The sequence below is a fragment of the Actinoallomurus acanthiterrae genome, assembly GCF_054775715.1.
On record NZ_BAAHCO010000001.1, the window covers coordinates 9,591,740 to 9,616,211 of the forward strand.

Here is a 24,472-nt window from a genome sequence, read left to right on the forward strand (position 1 = left end):
ATGCTCGACACCGCTCAGCCGGTGCGGCGGGCGCCGGGCCGGGACACCTCCCGCCCGGCCCGGCGCCAACGCCGCCCACGCTCCGGGCCGTACCTGCTCATCCTGCCGGCGCTCCTGGTCATCGGCGTGCTGCTGATGTGGCCCGTCTTCCAGATCGGCCGGATGTCGTTCGAGAAGGTCGGCGTGCGCCAGCTCCGCGGGGAGCCGGCCGAGAACGTCGGCCTCGCCAACTACCGGCAGATCCTCGGCGACGGGTTCTTCTGGACCACGTTCCGGCACACGGTCCTGTTCGCGGTCGTCGCCGTGACCGCGACCCTGCTGATCGGGACGCTCGTCGGCCTGCTGATCAACCGGCTCGGCAAGAGGATGTCGGCCTTCGTCGCGGGAGGCGTGCTGATCGCGTGGGCGACCCCGCCGATCACCGCCGCGATCATCTTCTCCTGGCTGTTCGGCACCACCGGCGGCCTGGTCAACTGGTTCCTCGACCTCCTGCCGGACGCGCTGGTGGGATCGGGCTGGGCGAACTACAACTGGTTCGCCACGCCGTTGCCCACCTACACGGTCCTGACGATCTGCGTCGTGTGGATGTCGTTCCCGTTCGTCGCGGTCTCGGTGCTCGCCGGGCTGCGGACGGTGCCGGGCGAGCTGTACGAGGCGGCGCGCGTCGACGGCTCCAGTGCGTGGCAGAGCTTCTGGAAGATCACCTTCCCGCTGCTGCGCCCGATCTTCAGCGTCCTGATGGTGCTCTCGGTGATCTGGGACTTCCGCGTGTTCACCCAGCTCTTCGTCATGTCGGGCCTGGCCAACCGCGACGCGTTCAACCTGTCGCTGTACGGCTACTCCGAGGCGTTCGGCTCGCTCAACGCCAGGTACGGCCTCGGCTCGGCGATCGCCGTGGTCCTCACTCTGATCGTGCTGCTCGTCACCGCGATGTACGCGCGGATGGTCATCCGTCAGGAGGGGACGGCATGAGGGCCCCGCTGTGGCGCCGTGTCGCGCTGAACACCGCCGGCATCGCCGTGTTCCTCGTCTCGGCCTTCCCGGTGTTCTGGATGATCTCCACGGCGTTCAAGCCGAACGGGGAGATCTTCAGCTCGACGCCGCATCCGCTGCCGGAGCACCCCACCCTGAAGCAGTTCAGCTCCGTGGTGGACGGCGGCATCGCCGGGGTCTCCTTCTGGGACTACTTCGTGAACAGCGCGGTCGTGGCGATCGCGACCGTGGCGATCTCCGGGCTGCTCGCGCTCCTGGCGGCGACGGCCGTGGCGCGGTTCCGCTTCCGGTTCCGCACGACCTTCCTGATCATGCTGCTCGTCGTGCAGATGATCCCGTGCGAGGCGCTGGTCATCCCGCTGTTCATCGATCTCAAGCGGATGGACCTGCTGAACAGCCTGGCCGGCCTGATCGCCGTGTACGTCGGGTTCGCGCTGCCGTTCGGCATCTGGATGCTGCGCGGGTTCGTCGCGGCCGTGCCCAGGGAGCTGGAGGAGGCCGCGGCGCTCGACGGCGCCGGCCCCGTGCGGATCTTCTTCCGGGTACTGCTCCCCCTCGTCGCGCCCGGCCTCGTGGCGACGAGCGTCTTCTCCTTCATCACCGCCTGGAACGAGTTCGTCTTCGCCTTCACGTTCCTCAAAGACCAGGACAAGGCCACCTTGCCCATCATGTTGCAGTTCTTCTTCGGCCGATCCGGAAACGATTGGGGCCCGATCATGGCGGCGTCCACGCTGCTCACCCTGCCCGTCGTCGCGTTCTTCCTCCTCGTACAGCGCCGGATGGTGTCCGGCCTGGTGGCAGGGGCGGTGAAGGGATGAGCGACCCGTCTCTCGAGCGCCTCGCGAACGCCACGCTGCTGGCCCCCTTCCCGGGCGCCACTCCGCCGCGCTGGGTCCTGGAGGGCCTGGAGCGAGGCATGAGCGGAGTGACCCTCTTCGCCATCAACGGCAACGTGCCGGGCACCGGCGAGTTGGCGGAGCTCACCGCGGCGTTGCGGGGGCACGCCGATCCGCTGATCTCCATCGACGAGGAGGGCGGCGACGTCACGCGGCTCGCGCATGACACCGGCAGCCCGTACCCGGGCAGCGCCGCGCTGGGCGCCTTGGACGATCCCGCCGTCACCCGGCGGGTGTATCGCTCGCTCGGTGCCGAACTGCGGGAGGTGGGGGTCAACCTGGACTTCGCCCCGTCCGCGGACGTCAACACCGCCGACGACAACCCGATCATCGGAACCCGGGCGTTCGGCTCCGATCCCGAGATCGTCGCGCGGCACGTCGCCGCGGCGGTCGCCGGGCTGCAGGAGGCCGGGGTCGCCGCGTGCGCCAAGCACTTCCCCGGCCACGGCGCGACCTCCCAGGACTCCCACCTGGAGATCCCGACTGTGGACGCCGACATGGCGCTGCTGGAACGGCGCGAGCTCGTCCCGTTCCGCGCCGCCATCGAGGCCGGAGTCGCCTCCGTCATGACCGGCCACCTCCGTGTCCCGGGCCTCACCGGCGACACTCCCGCGACCCTCTCGCACGCCGCGGTCACCGGGCTGCTGCGCGGCGCCCTCGGGTACACGGGGCCGGTCGTCACCGACGCTCTGGACATGCGCGCCGCCAGCGACGCGATCGGCATCCCCGAGGCGTCCGTCCGTGCCCTCCTGGCGGGTTCGGATCTCCTGTGCCTGGGCCCGAAGGAGTTCGAGGACAGCGTGCGCGCCATCCGCGAGCACATCGTCGAGGCCGTACGCCAGGGCCGGCTGCCCGGCGAGCGGCTCGAGGAGGCCGCGGCGCGGGTCGCCGAGCTCAAGGCGTGGCTCGCCACCGCCGGGACCGCCGAGGTCGACCGCGCCGTCGGGCTGGATGCCGCCCGCCGGGCCATCCGGGTCACCGGCACTCCCTCGGTCTCCCCGAACCCCTTCATCGTCGAGGTCCAGGCGCCGTCGAACATCGCGGTCGGTCCGGTCCCCTGGGGTTTCGGCCCCTGGGCGCCGGAGGCGGTGCCCGTGGAGGCCGGCGACGTCGACCCCGATGGTCTCTTGGAACGTGCCCACGGGCGCTCCCTCGTCATCGTCGTACGGGACGCGCACCGGTACGCCGGGCACCGCGCGCTCGTCTCGACGCTGCTGACCGCGCGCCCGGACGCCGTCCTGGTGGAGATGGGGCTGCCGGTGTGGCGGCCCGAGGGGGTGGCGTACATCGCGACGTACGGTGCGACACGCGCCAACGCCCGGGCTGCCGCCGAAGTGATCGGCCTGTTGCAACCTGTCTCGGGGGACGCCCTAGCCTGACCTCGCGGACCGAAATGGGCGGCATGTCGGTGAAAAAAACCCGAACACCGGTCGGAAAAAGGGGATGGCTGGCGTGATCAGCTCCACCGAGGCGGGATAATCGGAGCATGCGATTGTCCGCCCGGGTCGATTACGCGCTGCGCGCGGCCGCCGAGCTAGCCGTCGGCGGTGAGCGCCCCGTGACGGCCGTGCAGCTGGCCGAGGCTCAACAGATTCCACCGAAGTTCCTCGAGAACATCCTCAGCCAGCTGCGCCGTTCGGGTCTCGTGCGCAGTCAGCGCGGGCCGGAGGGCGGCTACTGGCTCGCCCGTCCGGCGGACCAGATCTCGCTGGCCGACATCATCCGGGCCATCGACGGCCCGCTCGTCGGTGTGCGCGGCGAGCGCCCGGAGCACCTGGGGTACGAAGGCCCGGCGCGCGCCCTGCAGGTCGTGTGGATCGCGCTGCGGGCCAGCGAGCGGGCCATCCTCGAGCAGGTGACCCTCGCCGACGTGGCGTCCGGCGAGCTGCCGCCCGCCGTGCACAAGCTGACCGAGGACCCCGCGGCCTGGGACTCCCCCGCCTTCCGAAACTGAGGCGATGCCGGAAGGGGACGTCGTCTGGGCGGCCGCGAAGCGCCTGCACGAGGCGCTCGCCGGGCGCGTGCTCACGCGCAGCGACTTCCGCGTGCCGCGCTACGCCACGACCGACCTGACCGGCCGCTCCGTCCTCGAGGTGGTGTCCCGGGGCAAGCACCTGCTCATCCGGGTCGACGGCGACGTCACCGTGCACACGCATCTGCGGATGGAGGGCGCCTGGCGGATCCGGCCCGCGGGCACGCGGCCTCCCCGCGACCACCGGCTGCGGCTCGTCCTGGCGAACACCGAATGGCAGGCCCTCGGGTTCTCCCTCGGCATGGTCGACGTCGTACGGACCTCCCGGGAGGATCAGGTCGTCGGCCATCTGGGCCCCGATCTGCTCGGCCCGGACTGGGACCCGGCCGAGGCCGTACGCCGCCTGCGCGAGGGCCCGGAGCGGGCGATCGGCGAGGCACTGCTCGACCAGACCCGGCTCGCCGGCATCGGCAATCTCTACAAGGCGGAGACGCTGTTCCTGCGGGGCGTGGACCCCTGGTGTCCCGTGGGCGAGGTCCCCGACCTGGAGGCGCTGGTCGAGCTCGCCCGCCGGCTGATGGACGCCAACAAGGACCACGTGGGTCAGGTCACCACCGGCGACCGCCGGCGCGGCGCCGAGACCTGGGTCTACGGGCGGGCGGGCCTGCCCTGGCGCTGCGGGACGCCGATCCGGCGGGCGGACCAGGGCGACCGGCCCGAAGAGCGGATCACGTTCTGGTGCCCCTCCTGCCAGCCACAGTGCTCATGAAAGCGGCATGGCGGCGGGATTCCTCCGCCGCCATGCCGCCCGCTTTGCTCAGCGCTGGGCCTCGAACATCCAGTGCTCCTTCTCCAGGTCCTGCGCGACCGTGATCAGCAGGTCCTGGGTGACCAGGTCCGAGTCGTCGGTGGTCTCGATGCGGGCCCGGAACCGCTGGATCATCTCGGCGAGCATGTCGGTGATCGCGGCGACCACCTTGTCGTCGTGCAGGTAGCCGGCGTCCAACTGGTGGACCTTGGTCGTCTCGGCCACCGTACGCGCCCGGCCGTCCGGGTTGAAACCGATCGCCACCGCCCGCTCGGCGATGGTGTCGGCGTGGTCGCGCGCGATGGCGACGACCTCGTCGAGCTGAAGGTGGATGGAGCGGAAGTGGCGCCCGGTGAGATTCCAGTGCGCCTGCTTGGCCAGCAAGTGCAGCTCGACCAGGTCCACCAATGATTCCTGCAAGGCGGCACCGGTGACCTTGCGTGCCTCGTCGGATAGCGGGCTCTTCACGGTCGACATCGCCAGGTCCCCTTCTCAATCACGTCGAATCCCCTGTCAGAGGCGACCCTTCCCGGCGATGACCGGTGTAATCGTGCTCCCGTTCGCAGGCGGACCTCCCGACCGACGCCCGGCACCACCGACGCCGCGAACCGGCTTCGGTGAGCGCCGCATACGTTCATCGGCGTTCCCGCAGCAGGTCGAGACGCTGTTTGTACTCATCGGCGTCTATCTCGCCGCGAGCCAGCCGCTCGGCCAGGATCTCCTCCGGGCGCACCGGGCCACCGCCGTGCGTGTCGGGCCGACCGATGTGCCGGACTCCGCCGAGATAGCGGACCAACGCGATGATCCCAACGATGATCAATCCCCAGAAGAGGATCATCGTCACACCCGTGATGAACCAGTACCCGGGACCGTAATCCCACATCATCACCAAGCCCCCTTTCCGGGAGGTCGGTGTCCGGACGTCTTCGAGCCTGCGCCCGTGGGTGCCGAGCTCGCAGGGCCGTTGGGCCCGAGATCGGCATCGATGGTCCCCGGGACCGGACCGGGTGATCTCAGCGGCACTCCTCGGCGTTCGAACGCCACCGCGACAACTGTGGCGTGTCCGAGTGATGGTCCGCGATGGGCGCTCGCGGCAGCCGGCACCCGCAGCCCTCGGTCGCAGGCCCGACGAGCGGACGCGAACGCCCCGGCCGCGGAGTTCCGCGGCCGGGGCGCCTATGCGTCTGGAAGGGGCGTCAGGCGGCGACCATGTCGGCGCGAAGGGCGTTCTCGATCGTCTCTGGGGTGGCGGGAATGGCGTCGGCCGAGATCCGGTCGCCGTCGAGCCGCTCGTGCTCCGGCGGCGCACCGGCCATCACCGGCTCCTGCTGCAGCTCGGCGAGCGCCAGCTGATCGGAGACGTCTCGCAGCACGTGCGAGAGCGGCACGCCGAGGGCTTTGCAGATCGAGGCGAGCAGCTCCGAGGAGGCTTCCTTCTGTCCCCGCTCAACCTCGGACAGATAACCCAGCGACACGCGGGCCGCCGCGGAAACTTCCCGGAGGGTACGGCCTTGGCGCAGCCGCAGCTGCCGGAGTACGTCGCCGAGCAGCTGACGAAGCAGGACCATGTCTCGCTCCCTCCGTGTGTCCTGACTCATCTACCGGTTCCACCGTACCTGTCTTCACGATGCACGTGGCAGACCGAAACTTTCATGTTCGCTTCCAACGTAACGCTGTAATCACCCCGGCTCTTCCCCGTCGCCCGCCGTGACGGACCAACGCTCGCAGGATTCCAGTGTGAGCAGATGACGACGCAACAGGTCAAGTGCATGGACGACCGTCATCCTGCGGATCGGGCCGCGGGCGCGCTCGCCGTCGCCGCTGACCGGCAACCGGACGGACTTAACCCTCGGATCAGCGCCGGAATCGGCCACCGCGACGTGAACGGTGCCGACCGGCTGCCCATCCTGCGGATCCGGCCCGGCCACCCCCGTCACGGCGACCCCGTAGGACGCGCCGAGGCGCTCGCGGACACCGGCCGCCATCGCGGCGGCGACGTCGGGGTGAACCGCCCCGTGGGCGGCCAGCAGGTCCGCCGGCACGCCGAGGAGCAGATGTTTGAGGGGGGTCGCGTACGCGACCACACCACCTAGGAACGTCGCCGAGGAGCCCGGCATTCCCGTGAGCTCCGCGCCGAGCAGGCCTCCGGTGAGGGACTCGGCCACGGCGACGGTGGCGTTCCGCTCGGCCAGGAGACGGTGGACCACGCGGTCCAGGGCGACGTCCTCCTCGGCGTACACGGCCCCGCCGAGCAGCTCCCGGGCCATCGCCGCGGCCTCGGCCAGGCGTTCGTCGGCGTCGGCCTCGATCCGCACCCGGACCTCGCCCGCGGACGGGTAGTACGCGACCCGTACGCCGGGAAGCGCCTCGACCTGCGCCAGCCGCCCCGCCACCACCGACTCCCACACCGTCGCGGTGCGCAGCACGTGGGCGGGGACCGGCGTGCCGCCCAGCTCGGGCAGCACCGACTCCTCGACGATGGCGCGCATCTCGTGCGGCACACCCGGCACGGCGTACACGACCCCGCCCGGCAATGTCACGCACAGGCCCGGCGCCGTACCGGCCGGGTTGGGCAGCAGCCGGGCGCCCTCGGGCACGTCGGCCATCCGCAGCGCCGACTCCCGCAGCGGGACGCCACGGGTCGCGGCCCGCTCCCGCAGCCGTGCCTCGAGGACCGGGTCACGGCGCAGGCCCACCCCGGCCGTACGGGCCAGAGCGTCCCGTGTCACGTCGTCGACGGTGCCACCGAGGCCGCCGGTCACGATCACCGCGTCGGCGCGCTCGACGGCCTCCTGAAGCGCCCTGGTGATCGTCTCGGTGTCGTCGGGGACGACCACGTTACGGACGACCTGGACGCCCGCCTCCGTGAGGCGGCGGTCGAGCCACCCGGCGTTGCCGTTGACCGTGTCGCCGCGCAGTAGCTCGTCACCGACCGTCAGCAGCTCGACTCGCACGCCCGTCCTTCCAGAGTTTCCAGGCCTTGACGAGGTAGTCGAGGCCGGTGACGACGGTGACCACCGTGGCGGCCCCCATGACGATCCAGCGCAGCGGGTCGATCGGGCCCGGCATGATGTACAGCCCGATCGCGATCACCTGCAGCATGGTCTTGAGCTTGCCGCCGCGGCTGGCGGCCATGACGCCGTACCGGATGACGACGAACCGCAGCAGCGTGATCCCCACCTCGCGGACCAGGATCACGATGGTCACCCACCACCAGAGCCGGCCGAGCAGCGAGAGGCAGATCAGCGCCGATCCGGTGAGCGCCTTGTCGGCGATCGGGTCGGCGATCTTGCCGAAGTCGGTGATGAGGTTGCGCCGGCGGGCGAGCTCCCCGTCGAACCGGTCGGTGAGCGACGCGACGGCGAACAGCGCGAGCGCGGCGATCCGCCACCAGGTGCCCTCGAGGAACATCAGCCAGACGAAGAACGGGACGAGCAACAGGCGCACGACGGTCAGGACGTTCGCGATGTTGAGCACGCCCGCCTGCGGGGCCGCCGGCTGGGCGATCGGGTCGTCGCCGGCGGAGGTCGTCATGGCCCGTCCACGACGGCGAGAAGGTCGACGCCCATCGCCTCGACGACGCGGGCCCGGACGATCCGCCCGACCGGCGCCTCGCCCTTGAGGGTCACGCCGCCGTCGATCTCGGGGGCCTGGTGCGCGGCCCGGCCCTCGCCGGGCTCCTCGACCAGGACCTCCACGACCGAGCCGATGCGTTCTTCGGCGCGCTGGGCCGTGAGCTCCTCGGCGAGCGAGGACAGGTCGGCGACGCGGGCGTCGATCTCGGCGGCGTCGAGCTTGCCGTCGAAGCCGACCGCCTCGGTCCCCTCCTCGTCGGAGTAGCCGAACACGCCGATCGCGTCCAGGCGGGCGGCGCTCAGGAACTGCGCCAGCTCGTCGACGTCCCGCTCGGTCTCGCCGGGGAAGCCGACGATGAAGTTGGACCGCACGCCGGCCTCCGGGGCGAGGGCGCGGGCCTGCTCGAGCAGGCCGAGGAACCGCTCACGGTCCCCGAAGCGCCGCATGCGGCGCAGCAGCGGGCCGCTGGCGTGCTGGAAGGACAGGTCGAAGTACGGCGCGACGCCGGGCGTCGTGGCGATGGCCTCGATCAGCCCGGGGCGCGTCTCCGCGGGCTGGAGATAGCTCACCCGGACGCGCTCGATCCCGGGGACGGCGGCGAGCTCCGGCAGCAGCGTCTCGAGCAGGCGGAGATCGCCGAGGTCCTTGCCGTACGAAGTGGAGTTCTCGCTGACGAGGACGACCTCACGGACGCCCTGGGCGGCCAGCCAGTGCGCCTCGTCGAGGATCTCCGTGGGACGGCGCGAGACGTACGCCCCGCGGAAGGCCGGGATGGCGCAGAACGAACATCGCCGGTCGCAGCCGGAGGCGAGCTTGAGGGGCGCGGCCGGACCGCTGCCCAGCCGGCGGCGCATGACGCGCGGGCCGCTCGCCGGGGCGACGCCCTCGGGCAGGTCCGGACCGGAGTCCGACGGCGGCACGGGACCGGAGTCCTGGACGGTGCCGTGACCGGGCACCTGGACCTCGGCTCCGGACCGCTCCACCGGGCTGAGCGGCAGCAGCCTGCGACGGTCCTGCGGCGTGTGGGGCCGGTGCCGGCGCCCGGCCATGACGTCGTCGAGACGCTCCCCGATCGCGCCATAGTCGTCGAAGCTCAGGACCGCGTCGGCCTCGGGCAGCGACTCGGCGAGCTCCGCGCCGTAGCGCTCGGCGAGGCACCCGGCCGCCACGACCTTCGCGCCCGAGTCGGACGCGGCGAGCAGGGTGTCGATCGAGTCCTTCTTCGCGGCGTCGATGAAACCGCAGGTGTTGACGAGGACCACCGAGGCGTCGCCGGATTCGTCGAGCGTCCAGCCCGCACTCTCCAGACGGGCCGCGAGCTCCTCGGAGTCGACCTCGTTGCGGGCGCAGCCGAGGGTGACGAGGGAGACCGTGCGGCGTTCCGCCGAATGGGTGGAATGGTCGGCGGTGCTCACGCGCGGCGCTCCCCTCTCGCGGGGCGCGCGCCAGGCGCCGCCGCAGGCTCAGTACGCGGGCTGGACATGCTCCATACGGTACTGGCCCTCAGGAAGCGGACGGCCCTCAGCGTCTCCGCTGATCCGGCCGGTCAGCCTTTCTGTGGATCTCCCGGGCCGAAGTTGAGGCGGACGACCTGGCCGTCCTGGCCGGGTGAGCCGAGATTCTTGCCGTTGACGGTCAGGTGCACGCCACCGCCGTTGCCGATGACCAGGCTGATGCGCTTCTTGGCCGTCCACTCCTCGGACTGGCCGGGGCGGATGACGCCGCTGAACAGCTGCTTGCCCTTGGAGTCCTGGACGCTGAGCCAGCTCGCCCGCGTGGCCTTGAGGCGGACGGTGACCTCCTTGCGCGGCGCCTGGGCCACGGCCGCGCTGTGCGACGGCCGGATCGCGGTCTGGGTCGGGGCGGCCGGCGCGGCGGCCCGCTCGGCGGACTTGTGCCGCTCCTCGCCGGTCGCGACCCGGAAGATCCCGTAGATCACGACGATGGCCAGGGCGGCCGCCATGGCGGCGCTCCAGTTCGGCGAGCGCCGCTCGAGGATCTTGACGGGGGTCTTGGCCTCGAACACCTCCCGGGCCGGGACCGCCTGCGGCGACCCGCCGTGCGCGTCGTCGTACTCCTGGACCAGCGGCTCGGGATCGATCCCGACGGCGCGCGCGATGCTGCGGATGTGCCCGCGGGAGTAGAAGTTGCCGCCGCACATGCTGAAGTCGTCGCGTTCGATGGCGTGGATGACCGTCTCGCGGATGCGGGTACGGCCGGCGACCTGCGGAACGGTGAGACCCGCCTCCTGGCGGGCCTTCGCGAGGACGCCACCGATGGTCACGGCACCTCCTTCATCGGCACCGGGATCGAGGGCGCCGTGCTGAACGGCTCCCCCGTTCGCCTCGGTCACGGCACCTCCTTCGTCGGCGCCGTGACCAGGGGTGCTCTGCCTAATCGTTCCCTCGCTCCGCTCGGTCACGGCACCTCCTTCGTGACCAACGGTGCTCGGCTGGATGGTTCCCCCGCTCGGCTCGGTCACGGCACCTCCTTCGTCGGCGGTGCCCTGCCTAGCGGTTCCCTCGCTTCGCTCGGTCACGGCGCCTCCTGGGAACCTCGTGGCGGTCTTCAGGTGCCACGCCGCCGGTCGCCTCCCCGATCCGCGATCATTCTATGAAGGCCGGACATGAGACGCGACGTGCAACGCGGTATAAGTCAGCTACCCCAAGATCTCGATCGCTACTCACCGCGAAGGGTCGCCAGGACACCTGGCAGCTCGTCAGGTTTGACCAGCACGTCACGTGCCTTCGACCCCTCGCTGGGCCCCACTATGTTGCGGCTTTCCAGCAGGTCCATCAGGCGGCCCGCCTTGGCGAACCCAACGCGCAGCTTCCGCTGCAGCATCGAGGTCGAGCCGAACTGCGTGGAGACGATCAACTCGGTCGCCTGGATGAGAAGCTCCAGGTCGTCGCCGATGTCCTCGTCGATCTCCTTCTTGCGCGTCTCCGCCACCGAGACGTCGTCGCGGTAGTCGGGCTCGGCCTGCTTCTTGCAGTGCTCGACGACCTCATGGATCTCCTTCTCGGAGACGTAGGCGTTCTGCAGCCGCATGGGCTTGCTCGCGCCCATCGGCAGGAACAGGGCGTCCCCCTGGCCGACCAGCTTCTCCGCTCCGGGCTGGTCGAGGATGACGCGGCTGTCGGCGAGGCTGGACGTCGCGAACGCCAGCCGGGACGGGACGTTCGCCTTGATCAGGCCGGTGACGACGTCGACGCTCGGCCGCTGGGTGGCGAGCACGAGGTGGATTCCGGCGGCGCGGGCGAGCTGGGTGATGCGGACGACCGAGTCCTCCACGTCGCGGGGCGCGACCATCATCAGGTCGGCCAGCTCGTCGACGATCACGAGGAGGTAGGGGTACGGCGTGTAGACCCGCTCGCTGCCCGGCGGCGCGGTGAGCTTCCCGGCGACGACGGCCTTGTTGAAGTCGTCGATGTGGCGGTAGCCGGAGGCGGCCAGGTCGTCGTACCGGCGGTCCATCTCGCCCACCACCCACTGCAGCGCCTCGGCCGCCTTCTTGGGGTTGGTGATGATCGGCGTGATCAGGTGCGGGATCCCCTGGTACGAGGTGAGCTCGACCCGCTTCGGGTCGACCAGCACCATGCGCACCTCGTCGGGGGTCGACCGCATGAGGATCGAGGTGATCAGGCCGTTGATGCACGTCGACTTACCGGCGCCGGTGGCACCGGCGATCAGCATGTGCGGCATCTTCGCCAGATTGGCGATGACCGTGCGGCCCTCGACGTCTTTGCCCAGGCCGACCACCATCGGGTGGTGGTCGTTCACGGCGACCGAGGAGCGCAGGATGTCGCCGAGGCTGACGATGTCCTTGTCGGTGTTGGGGATCTCGACGCCGATCGCGGACTTGCCGGGGATCGGGGAGATGATCCGCACGTCGGCGCTCTTGACGGCGAGCGCGATGTTCTTGGCCAGTGCGGTGATCCGCTCGACCTTGACGGCGGGGCCGAGCTCGATCTCGTACCGGGTGATCGTCGGTCCCCGGGTGAAGCCGGTGACCTGCGCGTCGATGCCGAACTGGTCGAGCACCTCCGACAGGGCGTTCACGACGACGTCGTTGGCCTTGGTGCGCGGCTTGACGGTCGAGCCGGCCTTCAGGATGCCGGGCGTCGGCAACGTGTAGGACCCGTCGCCCGCGGTGGTGGTCGACAGCTGGAGCTGCTCGGTGATCCGCGGCGCGGGCGTCGGGTCGGGCGGCGGGGGCAGGGCCGGCGGCTCTGAGGGCGCCAGCAGCTCGTCGGCGAGGCTGGGGCCCTCGTCCTCCTCGAAGATCTCGTCGGCGCGCGTGGTGCGGTCCGAGACGACCGGCGTGTCGTACGGCTTGTGGTGCTCGCCGAGCTCGACGTCGTCCTTGCGAGACCGTTTCTTGTTCTTTGCCGCGGGCTCCGCCGTCTCGGAGCGCTCCAGCGGCTCGCGGAGCATCATCCGGTCGCGCAGCTCGGCGAGCCGGTCCGGCACCCGGTGCACGGGCGTGGCGGTGACCACCAGGAGGCCGAAGCCGACCAGCAGCAACAGCAGCGGCACGGCGACGAAGGCGGTGACGGTGCTCGTCAGCGGCGCCGACAGCAGCCAGCCGATCAGGCCGCCGCTGTCCTGCAGCGCGCGCTCGCCCTTGCTGGGGTACGGCGTGCCGTGCCCGATGTGGACGATGCCGACGATGCCCCCGACCAGCGCCGTACAGCCGATGAGGATCCGGCCGACGTCGCCGTTGCGCTCCGGGTGGCGCAGCAGCCGCCAGGCCGGGAGCAGGCAGATCAGCGGCAGCACCATCGCCAGCGTTCCGAAGCAGTCCCGGATGAGCCGCCCGAGGTACTTGAGGGCCCAGGTCTCCGGGTCGAACCAGGTGGCCGCGGCCAGGACGATGGCCAGGCCGAAGAAGGCCAGCCCCTGCCCGTCGCGGCGATGCTCCTCGTCGAGTTCGCGGGCGCCGCGCCCGAACATGCGCGCCACTCCGCCGACCGCGCGTGCCACGAGCAGCCACACCTGGGCGACGAACTGCCAGAAGCCCATGAACAGGGCGCTGATGGGATCGGGCCGCTGTGGCGCGCGGGGGCGCGCCGCCGGTTTGGAACCGCCCGACTGGCGTTTGCGCGCCGTCGAGCCGCGTGCGGTCGTCTTCGTGGCCGGCTTCTTGCCGGCCGCCGGTTTACGGGCGGCGGGCTTTCGCGCCGCACCGCCACGCGTACCAGAGGAGGAGCCCTTCGCGCCTCCGGGCGTACGTGTGGCCATGATGGCGAGGGTAGCGGCGGCCCGCCCGCCGACCTGTGAATTCGGAACGGCGTGTCGCTGAACAGCCCTGAACGGCCCTGATCAGGCCGAACCGGTCCGATCCCCGCAGACGAGCCGAACCAGTCCGGCCCCTGCATGCGAACCGGACCGGTTCGATCCGGTTCCTGCGGACAGGCCGAACCGGTCCGGTCCCTGCGGACAGGCCGGTCCGGCCCTCGATGGGCCGGACCGGTCGGGCTCAGACCTCGACAATCACAGGGATGATCATCGGGCGGCGGCCGAACTTCTCGTTGACCCAGCGGCCCACGGTCCGGCGTACGAGCTGCCGGAGCTGGTGGATGTCGTTGACGCCGTCGGCGGCGGCGGTGTCCAGCGCGTCCTCGATGCGCGGAATGACCTCGTCGAAGCTGTCGATCCCGGCCCCGCGAGCGTGGATCTCCGGACCGCCCAGAGGCTTGCCGCTCTCGGAGTCGACGACCACGATGATGGAGACGAACCCCTCGTCGCCGAGGATCCGGCGGTCCTTGAGCGACGTCTCGGTGATCTCACCGACCGACAGGCCGTCGACGTAGACGTATCCGGCGCGGACCGCCCCGGCGACCGCCGCCTTGCCGTCGACGAGGTCCACCACCACGCCGTCCTCGGCGATGATGACGTTCTCGGCGGGGACGCCGGTGAGCTCGGCCAGCCGGGCGTGGGCGCGCAGGTGACGCCACTCGCCGTGGACCGGCATGAAGTTGCTCGGCCGCGTCATGTTCAGCACGTACAGCAGCTCGCCGGCCGGGGCGTGCCCGGAGACGTGCACGAGCGCGTTGCCCTTGTGCACGACCCTTGCGCCCCAGCGGGTGAGGCCGTTGATGACGCGGTTGACGGCGTTCTCGTTGCCGGGGATGAGGGACGACGCGAGGATCACCGTGTCGCCCTCCTCGATCCGGATCTGGTGGTCCCGGTTGGCCATCCGCGACAGCGCCGACATCGGCTCGCCCTGCGAGCCGGTGCAGACCAGCACCACCTTCTCGGCGGGGAGATCGTCGATCTCCTTCTGGTCCACCATGATCCCGGCGGGCACCTGCAGGTAGCCCAGGTCGCGGGCGACGCCCATGTTGCGGACCATCGACCGGCCGACGAAGCAGACCTTACGGCCGCTGGCGTGCGCGGCGTCCAGGATCTGCTGGACGCGGTGCACGTGCGAGGCGAAGCACGCCACGATGACGCGCTTCGCCGCGACGCGCAGCACGTCGCTCAGCACGATGCCGATCTCGCGCTCGCTGGTGACGAAGCCGGGGACCTCGGCGTTGGTGGAGTCCGACAGCAGCAGGTCGATGCCCTCCTCCCCGAGCCGGGAGAACCCGCCCAGGTCGGTGAGCCGGCCGTCGAGCGGCAGCTGGTCCATCTTGAAGTCGCCGGTGACCAGCACAAGGCCGGCCGGCGAGCGTACGGCGACCGCCAAGGCGTCCGGGATCGAGTGGTTGACCGCGAGGAACTCGCAATCGAACGGTCCAAGGACCTGCCGGTCGCCCTCCGCCACCCGGAGCGCCACCGGGCGGATGCGGTGCTCGGCGAGCTTGGCCTCGAGCAGGGCGAGGGTCAGCCGCGAGCCGATGACGGGGATGTCCGCGCGCTCCCGCAGGAGGTACGGCACAGCGCCGATGTGGTCCTCGTGCCCGTGCGTGAGGACGATCCCCTCGATGTCGTCGAGGCGGTCACGGATGTAGTCGAAGTCCGGCAGGATCAGGTCGACCCCGGGCTGCTCCGTCTCCGGGAACAGCACACCGCAGTCGACGATGAGCAGCCGGCCGTCGTACTCGAAAACCGTCATGTTGCGGCCGATCTCGCCGAGACCGCCCAGCGGCACGATGCGCAGGCCCCCTCGGGCGAGCGGCTTCGGCGAACTCAGGCCGGGATGCGGATGGCTCATCAGTGCCGCTCCCCCTCACCGGACCGTGCGGGGGCATGGTCATGCGCGTTGGTCACGCGCCCTCCTACCTATCAGCGGCTCGCCTTTCCGGCGATGCCTTGGTAACCAGTGGTCCGCTCACGGACCCTCCACGATCTTGACGCCGCCGGCCACGAGGTCCTCTCGGAGCGCGGCGGTGAACTCCGGCGTCGCGTCCACCAGGGGCGGGCGGACCGATCCACCGGGAAGCCCGAGCAGGGACAGCGCCGCCTTGGTGGCGATGACGCCCTGCGTACGGGTCATGATGGCGGTGATCACGGGCACGAGCCTGCGGTGGATCTCGGTGGCCCGCCGCGTGTCCCCGCCGAGGAACGCGTCGATCATCTCGTGCAGGTCGGCGCCGACGACGTGACCGACCACACTGACGAAGCCCGCGGCGCCGACCGACAGCCACGGGAGGTTCAGCGCGTCGTCGCCGGAGTAGAAGACCAGATCGGTCTCGGCCATCACCTTCGAGGCCCCGAGCAGGTCGCCCTTGGCCTCCTTGACCGCGATGATCCGCGGGTGCTCGGCCAGCCGGAGCTGCGTCTCGACCGCGATGGGCGTGCCGGTGCGGCCCGGGATGTCGTAGAGCATCACCGGCAGGCCGGTCGCGTCGGCCACCGTGGTGAAGTGCCGCAAGAGGCCTTCCTGCGGCGGCTTGTTGTAGTACGGCGTGACGACCAGGAGCCCGTGGGCGCCGGCCCGCTCGGCCTGGCGCGCGAGCTTGAGGGTGTGCACGGTGTTGTTCGTGCCGACCCCGGCGACGACCGTCGCGCGGTCGCCGACCGCCTCCAGGACGGTGCGCAGCAGGCGCTCGTCCTCCTCGTCGCTCGTCGTCGGCGACTCTCCCGTCGTCCCGCTGACGACGAGACCGTCATTGCGCTGCTCGTCAACGAGGTATGCGGCCAGCCGTGCCGCCCCGTCGTAGTCGGCGGTGCCGTCGGAGGCCATGGGGGTGACCATCGCGGTCAACATCCGGCCGAAGGGCGCGGACTCGTCACGTCCCTGCGGCAGGGCGCTCGTGCTGGGTGCCATGTTCCGAACTTACCGGGCATCGGCAGCGGTCGGGAGCCGCGGGGACCTCCGTGTCGTCCGTGCCGGGTTTCGTCCCGTGGTGCGGAACCCGCCGTGACCCGGAGCCCGCCACCTGCGCGGACGGCCGTGAAACGAGAGGCGCCGCCGGAACGCGCTCGGGGGTACGCGTTCCGACGACGTACATTCAGCATCGGATTTCAGAAAACCGGCGTTACCGGAGAACCTTGAGCGCCTCTCGTACGTTGGAGTGAGTGGGACGGGGTTCCGCCGGGGTCTGGCGGGGCTGGCGGAGCCTCTCCCGGCGGAGGATGCGCGCCTCGGTGGCAGGGGTCTGGGGCTCTCCGCGTCGGTCACCCACCCGACCGGCGCACCGGCCACCGAGGCGCGCGCATCCACGCGTCGCCCGTCAGACGTCCGGCCGCGCGTCGGCGTGCTGTCGGAGCTTTACTTCGAGTTCTTCCTTGCTCCGGGCGCGCAGGCAGTCATTGCGTCGTACCGCCCACCAGTGCCCGGAGCCCCCCAGCCCGAACCTCCAGCCCGCATAATCGGCCGTGAGCTGCTGGAGCTGACGGGCCGCTCCCTGGACAGTGTCCTCCATGTGCATCTCTCCCGAACCTCCCACACCGCCAGCCGAGGCGATCCGTGCCACGGTCGACGGAAATCCTTCCCCGTGAAAGGGCGGTTCGATCACATGGCCGAGAGCGGTCAGGGGAACCACGGGGAAGTGCTCCGACCTGCAAAGACGAGCAATTTAACCGCCTTTAGCGGTATGTAACGCAATCGTCAGATTTGGTTGTCCATGGGAATGACGCAGGCCGGCTCAGCGCGGCTCGCCGAGCCAGCCCGCGCGGTACGCCGCCCACTCCCGGGGGTCGGTCGTCCAGTCGGCGTACACCGCGACCCCGTACGGCCGCCGCGGCGGACGGCGCAGCCCGGCGACGCCCTGCCGTACGCCCCGCAGCGCGGTCGGCAGGTCCTCGGCCCACGGGGTCGGTGACCGATAGGTCGGCACGCCCATGAAGACGGTGACGCGATCGCCGATGAGCGACAGCACCCGCTCGGTGTGGTGGGCGAAGTGCCATCCGGCGAGCGCCCGGGTCGGTGCCTCGGAGTCGTACGTCATGATCGCCACCTGGTCGACGCGGTCCGCGACGGCCCGCAGATACGCCGTCGTCGGCCGCGGCGGGTAGTGGTCCTTCCCGCGCGGCAGCATCAGCCGGAACAGCGGCTGCGTCCAGTCGGCGAGCGTCGGCTGCTCGAGCGAGGCCGACAGTAGGCGGCCCCGGGCCCGGGTGAGCTCGCGCGTGCGCGTCAGGAGGTCGAGGAAGTTCCGGTCGTCGGGGAAGATGGGCTCGATGTCGTAGTGGATACCGGCGAACCCCAGGTCCAGAAGGGCACGGTCGGCCTCCAGGATCGCGGCCCGCGTCGCCGCCGCGCGCAGGTCCAGCGGGCCGCCGCCGGAACGCTCCACCTGCCCGACGTACGCCTGAGCGCGCACGCCGGGCGCCAGCCGGCGCAGCGCGGCGAGCAGCTCACGAGCGTGGGCGTACCGCGACGGCGGGATCTCCCCGTCGCCGGTGAGCGGCCCGACGTGGAAGAACACGTCGGTGATGCGGTTCCGGGTCAGCGTGTCCGCCAGCCCGCGGTACTCGGCCTCGGTGTGCGCCTCCCCCACCCACTGGTGCCGGCCCCACAGCGCGTTGGCGGTGCCGCCGTACACCGGCGGTTCCCGCTGCCAGGCGAACCACGTGCGCGCGAAGAAGATCGCGGATATGCCGAGCAGGACCGCGCAGGCCCAGGCCGCCGTACGGACGAGTCGCCGCGTCATGACCCTCCCTTGATCAGGAGTTCGGACGCGGCGGACCGTCCGATGGTTCGCCGGGATCGTGATCAGCGTTCGGCGGCGTCCTGGGCGAGGACGGGCTTGACGTCGACGACGGGCGTGCCGTCCAGGGCCTCGAGGTCCTTGACCAGGAAGCGCGGCCCCTCGATCGCGAGGATCGTCACCCGGTGCAGGCCGATCGGGTTGGGCCGGTCGGGCGAACGCGTGCTGAAGACGCCCTGGGGCGGCCGGGCCAGGTCGCCGCGCGGGTGCACGACCAGCACGTCACGCGCCGACCGGTCGAACCACGTCAGCAGGATGACCTCGTCGCCCACCCGAAGGTCGCGCAGTCCCTCGCGGACGTCCTCCTGGAACACCAGCCAGGCGTTCGGCGCGCCTTCGTCCCCCTGCCGGGGAGCGGTCGCGCGGTCGGTCAACGGCGACTCGACCCGCCCGATGGGGCGCACCTCGTACGAACTGTCAGTCACGTCTCTCCTCGTCGTCGCGTGGCGACGCCATCATGGCGGCCGGGAGGACGGCGGTCTCCGCTTTCGGCGACGATGAAGCGGGAGACCGCCGGCGGCGTCTTTCGCCCCGGTTTCGCGGCGACCGCGGGTCCATCCGCGGCACGACCGCGCCGGTCGGTCAGGGAAGCAGGAGGGCCTTCCCGAGGACCTCGCGGGCCTCGATCGCACGATGCGCGTCGGCGGCGCGGGCGAGCGGGAAGGTCCGCCCGATGACCGGCCTCATCCGGCCCGCCGCCGCCTCCTTCAGAGCCCGCTCGGCGAGCCGATGGAACTCCTCGGGACCGAACTGCACGTCCTGGATCCCCCGCACGGTGAGCCCTCGCCGGGCCGCCTCCTCCGTGTCGATCCCGGCGAACCCGCCGCTGGGCGCCCCGTGCGCGGAGATCCGTGCCCCGTCCGCCGCGACCGCGACCGCCGCCCCGCCGATCTCGCCGCCCGCGCCGTCGAACACCACCGCGGGGCCCGTGCCCCCGGTCGCCTCGCGCACCCGGTCCGTCCAGTCCGGCTCGGTGTAGTCGACCACGGCGTCGGCGCCGAGTTCCGCGGCCAGGTCGAGCTTGCGCTTGCCCCGGGCGGCCGCGATCACGTGCGCGCCGGCCGCCACGGAGAGCTGCACGAGCAGCGAGCCCATGCCGCCCGCCGCCGCGACGACGAGCACCCACTCCCCCGGCCCGACCCGCGCCGCCTCGAAGACGCCCGTCCCGGTCACCCCGTCGTGCAGGAGCGCCGCCGCCTGGGTCAGGTCCAGGGCGTCCGGCACCGGCAGCAGCCCCTCGGCCGGCACGACGACGTGGGAGGCGTAGCCCCCGTCGGGGGTCCGGGTGAGGACGCGCCGCCCGATCCACGTGTCGTCCACGCCCTCGCCGACCGCGACGACCTCGCCGGCCCCGCCGCCGCCCGGCACGTACGGCGTCTTCACGTTGAAGTACTCACCGCCCCAGCCGGACCGGATCTGCGTCTCGACGAACAGGGTGTCCGCCGCGGACACCGCCACCACGACCTGCCCGGGCCCGGGCTCGGGATCCGGCCGGTCGACCGGGACGAGCTCCTCGGGGCCGCCGAACCGCCGCACCTCGATCACCTGCATGGGTCACTCCCCTCGTACGACTTCCGTCGTCGACGAGCGTGAAACATGAACCTTGGTTCAGGTCAAGTGGGCTCGGCCCGCAACCGGGCGAGCGTCTCCGGCGTGAGCCGCCGGGCCAGCGTCTCGAGCAGGGCGGTGACTTCGGCCACATCTCCCGCGTCGTCCGTGCCGAGCGCGGCGGCCAGCGCGTCGTCGATGGGCGTCGAACGGACCACCGCGACCCGCTCGGAGACCTCCGGCGCCTGCCGTACGAGCATCCGCCGCCGGTCCCGCGGGTCGGGCGCCGTGACGATGGAGCCCGCCTCACGAAGCCGGGCGACCGCGCCCGACACCTGACTCTGCGGCAGGCCCGTACGGGCGGCGATCTCGCCGATCGCGCTGTCGGGGTGCGCCACGATGTCGCTCGCCACGATCAGGACCGTGCGAACGCTGGTCGAGTACTCCGGCAACCCCTCAGTCGGCATGGCCTCCTCGCCGATCTTCATGAGGGTCCGGCCCAGCAGGAACAGCTCCACTCCGTTCATGTCGGCATCTTATATCGATTTCGATGCATCTTGATTAATGTATCTATTTCGATGCTTCACCCCGTCCGAAGGCCTTCGCCGCCCGCCTGCACGAGGTCCTCACCGCCCGAGTGTGACCTCGCGGGGCGCCTCCGGGCGAGCGGTGGGTGCGGCGGCGCGCGCGATCCGGGCGCGCTGGGCGGCGAGGACACAGACGAGCACGCCGGCCGCCGCGACGACCGTGCTCGCGCCCGCGTGCTCGCCGAGCAGCAGCCAGGCCCAGGTCAGCGTGAGCAGCGGCTGGGCGAGCTGCACCTGGCTCGCCCGCGCGACCCCCACCTTCGCGAGCCCGGCGTACCAGGCGAAGAACCCGAGGAACATCGACACGCCCGACACGTACGCCAGGCCCGCCACGGCCGCGCCGCTCCAGTGCACCGGCGTGGTGGCCCACAGAGTCACCAAGACGGGGACCGTGATCGGCGCGACGAGGACGAGGGCCCACGACACGACCTGCGGGCCGGGCATCTCGCGGGCCAGCCGCCCGCCCTCGGCATAGCCCAGGCCGCACGTCAGCAGCGCCCCGAACAGCAGGGCGTCGGCGACGGAGAAGCGCCCCACGCCGTTCCGCAGGGTGAACGCCACGATCAACGCCGCACCCGCCACGCTCGCCGCCCAGAACAGCGGCGACGGGCGTTCACCGGCCCGTACGACGGCGAACACCGCCGTCACGACCGGGAGCAGGCCGACCACCACGGCCGCGTGCGAGGAGGACGAACCGTGGACCAGGGCGAGCGTGGACAGGACCGGGAAGCCGAAGACGATGCCGCCGGCGACCACGCCGAGCGAGAGCCACTGGCGCCCGCGCGGACGCGGGGCGCGCATCAGCCGCAGCGCGACGACGGCGAGGACCGCCGCGATCCCCGCCCGGCCGACCCCGATCAGATACGGGTCGAACCCGCGCAGCGCGAAGGAGGTCGCCGGGAACGTGAAGGAGAAGGCGAGGACCCCGAGCGCGGCGGCGCCGAAGCCCGCCGGCAGCGCTACCGGGCTCTGGCGAGTAGCGTTATCCTTATTCCTCATGAACAACGATAGCAGTATCGCCACTCTGGCCGCCGAACTGCGGGCCGAGGTGGCGAGGCTGCGCCCCGGCGACCGGCTGCCGTCGAGCCGCTCGCTGATGACCCGCCACCAGGTCAGCCCCGTCACCGTCGCCCGCGCCATCCGGACGCTCGCCGCGGAGGGCCTCGTGGTCGCCCGGCCCGGCAGCGGCACGTATGTCGCCGAGCCGGCCCTACCCGCTCCGGCCGAGCCGGTGGACCTCGACTGGCAGGCCGTGGCACTCGGCGACCGCACGGTCGACGCCGACGGCGTCGTGAGCCTGCTCGCCCAGGCGCCCGAGGGCGTGGTGGCGCTGAGCGGCGGCTACCTCGCACCGGGGCTGCAACCGGTACGCGCGCTGGCCACCGCCGCCGCGCGGGCGGCCCGCCGCCCCGACGCGTGGGAGCGCCCGCCGCTGTCGGGCGTGCGCGAACTGCGGGAGTGGTTCGCCCGGACGGCCGGCGGAGACGTCACCGCCGCGGACGTCACGATCACCAGCGGGGGCCAGGCCGCGATCAGCCTGATCCTGCGCGCGTTGCTGCCGCCCGGGGCGCCGCTCCTCGTCGAGTCGCCCACCTACCTGGGCGCCCTGGCCACCGCCCGCGCCGCCGGGCTGCGCCCCGTCCCCGTGCCCGTCGACGAGGACGGCCTGCGGACCGACCTGCTGGCCGACACGTTCGCCGCCACCGGGGCCCGCGCGCTGATGTGCCAGCCGACCTTCCACAACCCGACCGGCACGGTGCTGTCTCCCCCGCGCCGCGCGCAGGTGCTCGACGTCGCCCGCGCTGCGGGAGCGTTCGTGGTCGAGGACGACTACAGCCGCCACCTGGCGATCGACCCGCCTCCCCCGCCGCTCGTCGCCGGCGACCGGGACGGCCGGGTTGTGCACATCGCGTCCCTGACGAAGGCCACCGCGCCGAGCCTGCGGGTCGCCGCCGTGATCGCCCGGGGACCGGTCGCCGAACGCATCCGGTCCGCGCAGATCGTCGAGTCGTACTTCGTCGCCCGCCCGCTCCAGGAGACCGCCCTGGAGCTCGTCACCTCGCCCTCCTGGCCGCGCCACCTGCGCACCGTCAGCGAGGCGCTGCAGCGGCGGCGTGACACCCTCATCTCCGCGCTCGCCGCGGCCGGCCTGCCCCCCGCCGTACGGCCGCGCGGAGGCCTGCACCTGTGGGTCGGTCTTCCCTCGGGCGTCGACGACGTCGCCCTCGCCGAGGCGGCGCTCCGCGCGGGCGTCCTGGTCAGCCCCGGGCGACGCTACTTCCCCGCCGAGCCGCCGAAACCGCGCATGCGGCTCAGCTACGGCACGGCGGCCGGGGAGACGGAGCTCACCGAGGGCGCGGCCCGCTTCGCCCAGGCGCTCGCCGACGATTCCTGACGACACGGAAACCGGTCATCGCAGTACGCTGGTGTCGACGTGGGAGTTGCATGAGCGAGCGAAGCGAAAGCACAGCGCGCCTGGCCACCCCTCCGTTGGAGGAGGGCGCATGAGTGAGCGGAGCGAGCGAATCGAAAGCACGGCGCGTCCCGTCACTCCCCCGGCGGAGGAGGGCGCATGAGTGAGCGGAGCGAGCGAATCGAAAGCACGGCGCGTCCCGTCACTCCCCCGGCGGAGGAGGGCGCATGAGTGAGCGGAGCGAGCGAATCGAAAGCATGGCCCGTCCGGTCACGCCTCCGACGAAGGAGGGCGCATGACCGGCTCGGAGAGTTCGCTGCTGCTGCGGGACTTCGTCAACACGTACGACGTCGACTGCGACATCGACGACTTCGGCGCGCCGTGCGACCTCAGCGGCTGGCTGATCGAGCGTGAGCTGACGCCGCCCGGCACCCGCGCGGGCGAGTCCGACCTGGCTCTGGCGATCACCTTTCGCGAAGGTCTCCGGACCGCGATGCTCGGCCACCACGACCCGGCCCCCACGGTTCCCCCGGCCGATCTTGCCCAACCAACCGACCCCGACCGACCTCCCGGCCTCACCCAACCAACCGACCCCGACCGACCTCCCGGCCTCGACCGGATCCTGGCCGCCCTGCCGCTCCGCGTGTCGCTCGACGGCCCGGCGCTGATCCCGCTGCGCGACGGCGTCCGCGGCGGGCTCGCGATCCTCGCCGTGGCGGTCATGCGCAGCGCCGCCGAGGGCGACTGGCCCCGGCTCAAGGTGTGCCGGGAGGCGACGTGCCGGTGGGCGTTCCTCGACACGTCGAAGAACCGCTCGCGCAGCTGGTGTTCGATGCGGATGTGCGGCAACCGGACCAAGACCCGCGCCTACCGCGCGCGCCGCCGCACCACCGCCCCCGACGCCTGACGCCCCCCGGACCCGATCGTGGCCGGCGGGCGCACGGTACGGTCGTCGGCGTAAGGGACGTGACGGGAGCGAGGGTCGAGACACCGATGGGCGTGGTGGGGGTACGGGCGGCGTACCCGGGTGACGTGGCCGCCGTCGCGGAGATCCAGGTGCGGGCCTGGCGCGAGGGGTATCGCGGTGTGATCCCCGATGCCGCGCTGGCCGAGATGACGGGCGCGGAAGCGGCCGCCCTCTGGCGTGAGCGCTGGGCGGAGGCGGTCGCCGCGCCGCCGAGCCCCCGGCACCGGCTGCTGGTCGCGGTGGACGAGGGTGTCATCACCGGGTTCGCGGCGCACGCCCCGGCGGGCGATCCCGACCAGGATCCGCAGACGGCCGGCGAACTGCTGACCCTGCTCGTCGACCCGGCGCATGGGCGGGCCGGGCACGGCAGCCGCCTCCTCGCCGCGACGGTGGACCATCTGCGCGAGGACGGCTGCACCACCGCCGTCACCTGGGTCTTCGCCGCGGACGACACGCTGCGGGGCTTCCTGACGTCGGCGGGCTGGGCGCCCGACGGCACCCACAGCAAGGTCGACATGGGCGAGCCGGTCGCGATGGTGCGCCTGCACACCGCCCTCGCCTGACCCGACCGCATCGGCTGCGGCGGCCCGTCCCGGCCGCATTGCGGCC

At 71.8% G+C, this 24,472-nt stretch carries 24 protein-coding genes; 8 read left to right on the plus strand and 16 right to left on the minus strand.

The window, feature by feature from the left end:
- The 5 genes from ACYVF7_RS45125 (at nucleotide 1) to ACYVF7_RS45145 (ending at nucleotide 4,630) form a co-directional block, all read left to right on the plus strand.
- Nucleotides 1–972, plus strand: coding sequence for a carbohydrate ABC transporter permease (locus ACYVF7_RS45125; RefSeq protein WP_460352117.1), 972 nt, complete (start codon nucleotides 1–3; stop codon nucleotides 970–972).
- Nucleotides 969–1,811 carry a carbohydrate ABC transporter permease gene (locus tag ACYVF7_RS45130; RefSeq protein ID WP_460352118.1) on the plus strand — a complete coding sequence of 281 codons (843 nt, stop codon included), beginning with the start codon at nucleotides 969–971 and terminating at the stop codon, nucleotides 1,809–1,811. Before ACYVF7_RS45125 ends, ACYVF7_RS45130 begins: the two co-directional genes overlap by 4 nt.
- The gene (locus ACYVF7_RS45135; RefSeq protein ID WP_460352119.1) at nucleotides 1,808–3,268 is read left to right on the plus strand and encodes a glycoside hydrolase family 3 protein; all 1,461 of its coding nucleotides are present in this window, start codon (nucleotides 1,808–1,810) and stop codon (nucleotides 3,266–3,268) included. Before ACYVF7_RS45130 ends, ACYVF7_RS45135 begins: the two co-directional genes overlap by 4 nt.
- A 107-nt stretch (nucleotides 3,269–3,375) precedes the next feature.
- On the plus strand, nucleotides 3,376–3,843 hold the full coding sequence (locus ACYVF7_RS45140; RefSeq protein WP_460352120.1) for an RrF2 family transcriptional regulator: 468 nt from the start codon (nucleotides 3,376–3,378) through the stop codon (nucleotides 3,841–3,843).
- A gap of 4 nt (nucleotides 3,844–3,847) precedes the next feature.
- Nucleotides 3,848–4,630, plus strand: coding sequence for an Fpg/Nei family DNA glycosylase (locus ACYVF7_RS45145; RefSeq protein ID WP_460352121.1), 783 nt, complete (start codon nucleotides 3,848–3,850; stop codon nucleotides 4,628–4,630).
- A 48-nt stretch (nucleotides 4,631–4,678) separates the two neighbouring features.
- Here ACYVF7_RS45145 and ACYVF7_RS45150 read toward each other — a convergent pair whose 3' ends face one another.
- The 16 genes from ACYVF7_RS45150 to ACYVF7_RS45225 all read right to left on the minus strand — a co-directional run bounded on the left by ACYVF7_RS45150 (nucleotide 4,679) and on the right by ACYVF7_RS45225 (nucleotide 21,482).
- Nucleotides 4,679–5,146 (minus strand): Dps family protein, encoded by a 468-nt coding sequence (locus ACYVF7_RS45150; RefSeq protein WP_460352122.1) that lies wholly within the window; start codon nucleotides 5,144–5,146, stop codon nucleotides 4,679–4,681.
- 157 nt (nucleotides 5,147–5,303) lie between these two features.
- Nucleotides 5,304–5,555, minus strand: a complete 252-nt coding sequence (locus ACYVF7_RS45155) for an SHOCT domain-containing protein (RefSeq protein WP_460352123.1) — start codon at nucleotides 5,553–5,555, stop codon at nucleotides 5,304–5,306.
- A 310-nt stretch (nucleotides 5,556–5,865) separates the two neighbouring features.
- Nucleotides 5,866–6,237: a helix-turn-helix domain-containing protein gene (locus ACYVF7_RS45160; protein ID WP_252842683.1), complete on the minus strand. Its 372-nt coding sequence runs from the start codon at nucleotides 6,235–6,237 to the stop codon at nucleotides 5,866–5,868.
- Nucleotides 6,238–6,348: 111 nt separating this feature from the next.
- Complete coding sequence (locus ACYVF7_RS45165) at nucleotides 6,349–7,623, minus strand: CinA family nicotinamide mononucleotide deamidase-related protein (RefSeq protein ID WP_460352124.1); 1,275 nt, start codon at nucleotides 7,621–7,623, stop codon at nucleotides 6,349–6,351.
- On the minus strand, nucleotides 7,595–8,203 hold the full coding sequence (gene pgsA, locus ACYVF7_RS45170; protein ID WP_460352125.1) for a CDP-diacylglycerol--glycerol-3-phosphate 3-phosphatidyltransferase: 609 nt from the start codon (nucleotides 8,201–8,203) through the stop codon (nucleotides 7,595–7,597). Before pgsA ends, ACYVF7_RS45165 begins: the two co-directional genes overlap by 29 nt.
- Nucleotides 8,200–9,660, minus strand: a complete 1,461-nt coding sequence (locus ACYVF7_RS45175) for a MiaB/RimO family radical SAM methylthiotransferase (protein WP_460352126.1) — start codon at nucleotides 9,658–9,660, stop codon at nucleotides 8,200–8,202. The genes pgsA and ACYVF7_RS45175 overlap by 4 nt, the downstream gene beginning before the upstream one ends.
- Before the next feature lie 131 nt (nucleotides 9,661–9,791).
- Nucleotides 9,792–10,598, minus strand: a complete 807-nt coding sequence (locus tag ACYVF7_RS45180; protein WP_460352127.1) for a helix-turn-helix domain-containing protein — start codon at nucleotides 10,596–10,598, stop codon at nucleotides 9,792–9,794.
- A gap of 326 nt (nucleotides 10,599–10,924) precedes the next feature.
- On the minus strand, nucleotides 10,925–13,489 hold the full coding sequence (locus ACYVF7_RS45185) for a DNA translocase FtsK (RefSeq protein WP_460352128.1): 2,565 nt from the start codon (nucleotides 13,487–13,489) through the stop codon (nucleotides 10,925–10,927).
- A gap of 238 nt (nucleotides 13,490–13,727) precedes the next feature.
- Nucleotides 13,728–15,407, minus strand: a complete 1,680-nt coding sequence (locus ACYVF7_RS45190) for a ribonuclease J (protein ID WP_460352129.1) — start codon at nucleotides 15,405–15,407, stop codon at nucleotides 13,728–13,730.
- A 117-nt stretch (nucleotides 15,408–15,524) separates the two neighbouring features.
- Nucleotides 15,525–16,463 carry a 4-hydroxy-tetrahydrodipicolinate synthase gene (dapA, locus tag ACYVF7_RS45195; RefSeq protein WP_460352130.1) on the minus strand — a complete coding sequence of 313 codons (939 nt, stop codon included), beginning with the start codon at nucleotides 16,461–16,463 and terminating at the stop codon, nucleotides 15,525–15,527.
- A 406-nt stretch (nucleotides 16,464–16,869) separates the two neighbouring features.
- Nucleotides 16,870–17,061: a hypothetical protein gene (locus ACYVF7_RS45200; RefSeq protein ID WP_460352131.1), complete on the minus strand. Its 192-nt coding sequence runs from the start codon at nucleotides 17,059–17,061 to the stop codon at nucleotides 16,870–16,872.
- A gap of 222 nt (nucleotides 17,062–17,283) precedes the next feature.
- Complete coding sequence (locus tag ACYVF7_RS45205; protein ID WP_460352132.1) at nucleotides 17,284–18,291, minus strand: hypothetical protein; 1,008 nt, start codon at nucleotides 18,289–18,291, stop codon at nucleotides 17,284–17,286.
- 62 nt (nucleotides 18,292–18,353) lie between these two features.
- Nucleotides 18,354–18,773, minus strand: coding sequence for a tRNA (N6-threonylcarbamoyladenosine(37)-N6)-methyltransferase TrmO (gene tsaA / locus ACYVF7_RS45210; protein WP_460352133.1), 420 nt, complete (start codon nucleotides 18,771–18,773; stop codon nucleotides 18,354–18,356).
- Between the two features lie 157 nt (nucleotides 18,774–18,930).
- Nucleotides 18,931–19,899, minus strand: coding sequence for a zinc-binding dehydrogenase (locus ACYVF7_RS45215; RefSeq protein WP_460352134.1), 969 nt, complete (start codon nucleotides 19,897–19,899; stop codon nucleotides 18,931–18,933).
- A gap of 62 nt (nucleotides 19,900–19,961) precedes the next feature.
- Nucleotides 19,962–20,423, minus strand: a complete 462-nt coding sequence (locus ACYVF7_RS45220) for a MarR family transcriptional regulator (protein ID WP_460352135.1) — start codon at nucleotides 20,421–20,423, stop codon at nucleotides 19,962–19,964.
- Nucleotides 20,424–20,522: 99 nt separating this feature from the next.
- The gene (locus tag ACYVF7_RS45225; RefSeq protein ID WP_460352136.1) at nucleotides 20,523–21,482 is read right to left on the minus strand and encodes a DMT family transporter; all 960 of its coding nucleotides are present in this window, start codon (nucleotides 21,480–21,482) and stop codon (nucleotides 20,523–20,525) included.
- Between ACYVF7_RS45225 and ACYVF7_RS45230 the strand changes: the two genes are divergently transcribed.
- From ACYVF7_RS45230 to ACYVF7_RS45240, 3 genes are all read left to right on the plus strand, one after another.
- Complete coding sequence (locus ACYVF7_RS45230) at nucleotides 21,481–22,878, plus strand: aminotransferase-like domain-containing protein (protein WP_460352137.1); 1,398 nt, start codon at nucleotides 21,481–21,483, stop codon at nucleotides 22,876–22,878. The two genes, ACYVF7_RS45225 and ACYVF7_RS45230, sit on opposite strands and share 2 nt — an antisense overlap.
- A gap of 313 nt (nucleotides 22,879–23,191) precedes the next feature.
- Complete coding sequence (locus ACYVF7_RS45235; RefSeq protein ID WP_460352138.1) at nucleotides 23,192–23,803, plus strand: CGNR zinc finger domain-containing protein; 612 nt, start codon at nucleotides 23,192–23,194, stop codon at nucleotides 23,801–23,803.
- Between the two features lie 59 nt (nucleotides 23,804–23,862).
- Complete coding sequence (locus tag ACYVF7_RS45240) at nucleotides 23,863–24,426, plus strand: GNAT family N-acetyltransferase (RefSeq protein WP_460352139.1); 564 nt, start codon at nucleotides 23,863–23,865, stop codon at nucleotides 24,424–24,426.
- The last annotated feature ends 46 nt before the right edge of the window (nucleotides 24,427–24,472 follow it).

Coding starts and splice junctions, on each gene's coding strand:
- ACYVF7_RS45125 (WP_460352117.1), top strand. CDS start 1: ATGCTCGACACCGCTCAGCCGGTGCGGCGGGCGCCGGGCCGGGACACC.
- ACYVF7_RS45130 (WP_460352118.1), top strand. CDS start 969: ATGAGGGCCCCGCTGTGGCGCCGTGTCGCGCTGAACACCGCCGGCATC.
- ACYVF7_RS45135 (WP_460352119.1), top strand. CDS start 1,808: ATGAGCGACCCGTCTCTCGAGCGCCTCGCGAACGCCACGCTGCTGGCC.
- ACYVF7_RS45140 (WP_460352120.1), top strand. CDS start 3,376: ATGCGATTGTCCGCCCGGGTCGATTACGCGCTGCGCGCGGCCGCCGAG.
- ACYVF7_RS45145 (WP_460352121.1), top strand. CDS start 3,848: ATGCCGGAAGGGGACGTCGTCTGGGCGGCCGCGAAGCGCCTGCACGAG.
- ACYVF7_RS45150 (WP_460352122.1), bottom strand. CDS start 5,146: ATGTCGACCGTGAAGAGCCCGCTATCCGACGAGGCACGCAAGGTCACC.
- ACYVF7_RS45155 (WP_460352123.1), bottom strand. CDS start 5,555: ATGATGTGGGATTACGGTCCCGGGTACTGGTTCATCACGGGTGTGACG.
- ACYVF7_RS45160 (WP_252842683.1), bottom strand. CDS start 6,237: ATGGTCCTGCTTCGTCAGCTGCTCGGCGACGTACTCCGGCAGCTGCGG.
- pgsA (WP_460352125.1), bottom strand. CDS start 8,203: ATGACGACCTCCGCCGGCGACGACCCGATCGCCCAGCCGGCGGCCCCG.
- ACYVF7_RS45185 (WP_460352128.1), bottom strand. CDS start 13,489: ATGGCCACACGTACGCCCGGAGGCGCGAAGGGCTCCTCCTCTGGTACG.
- ACYVF7_RS45190 (WP_460352129.1), bottom strand. CDS start 15,407: ATGAGCCATCCGCATCCCGGCCTGAGTTCGCCGAAGCCGCTCGCCCGA.
- dapA (WP_460352130.1), bottom strand. CDS start 16,463: ATGGCACCCAGCACGAGCGCCCTGCCGCAGGGACGTGACGAGTCCGCG.
- ACYVF7_RS45200 (WP_460352131.1), bottom strand. CDS start 17,061: ATGGAGGACACTGTCCAGGGAGCGGCCCGTCAGCTCCAGCAGCTCACG.
- ACYVF7_RS45205 (WP_460352132.1), bottom strand. CDS start 18,291: ATGACGCGGCGACTCGTCCGTACGGCGGCCTGGGCCTGCGCGGTCCTG.
- ACYVF7_RS45215 (WP_460352134.1), bottom strand. CDS start 19,899: ATGCAGGTGATCGAGGTGCGGCGGTTCGGCGGCCCCGAGGAGCTCGTC.
- ACYVF7_RS45220 (WP_460352135.1), bottom strand. CDS start 20,423: ATGAACGGAGTGGAGCTGTTCCTGCTGGGCCGGACCCTCATGAAGATC.
- ACYVF7_RS45230 (WP_460352137.1), top strand. CDS start 21,481: ATGAACAACGATAGCAGTATCGCCACTCTGGCCGCCGAACTGCGGGCC.
- ACYVF7_RS45225 (WP_460352136.1), bottom strand. CDS start 21,482: ATGAGGAATAAGGATAACGCTACTCGCCAGAGCCCGGTAGCGCTGCCG.
- ACYVF7_RS45235 (WP_460352138.1), top strand. CDS start 23,192: ATGACCGGCTCGGAGAGTTCGCTGCTGCTGCGGGACTTCGTCAACACG.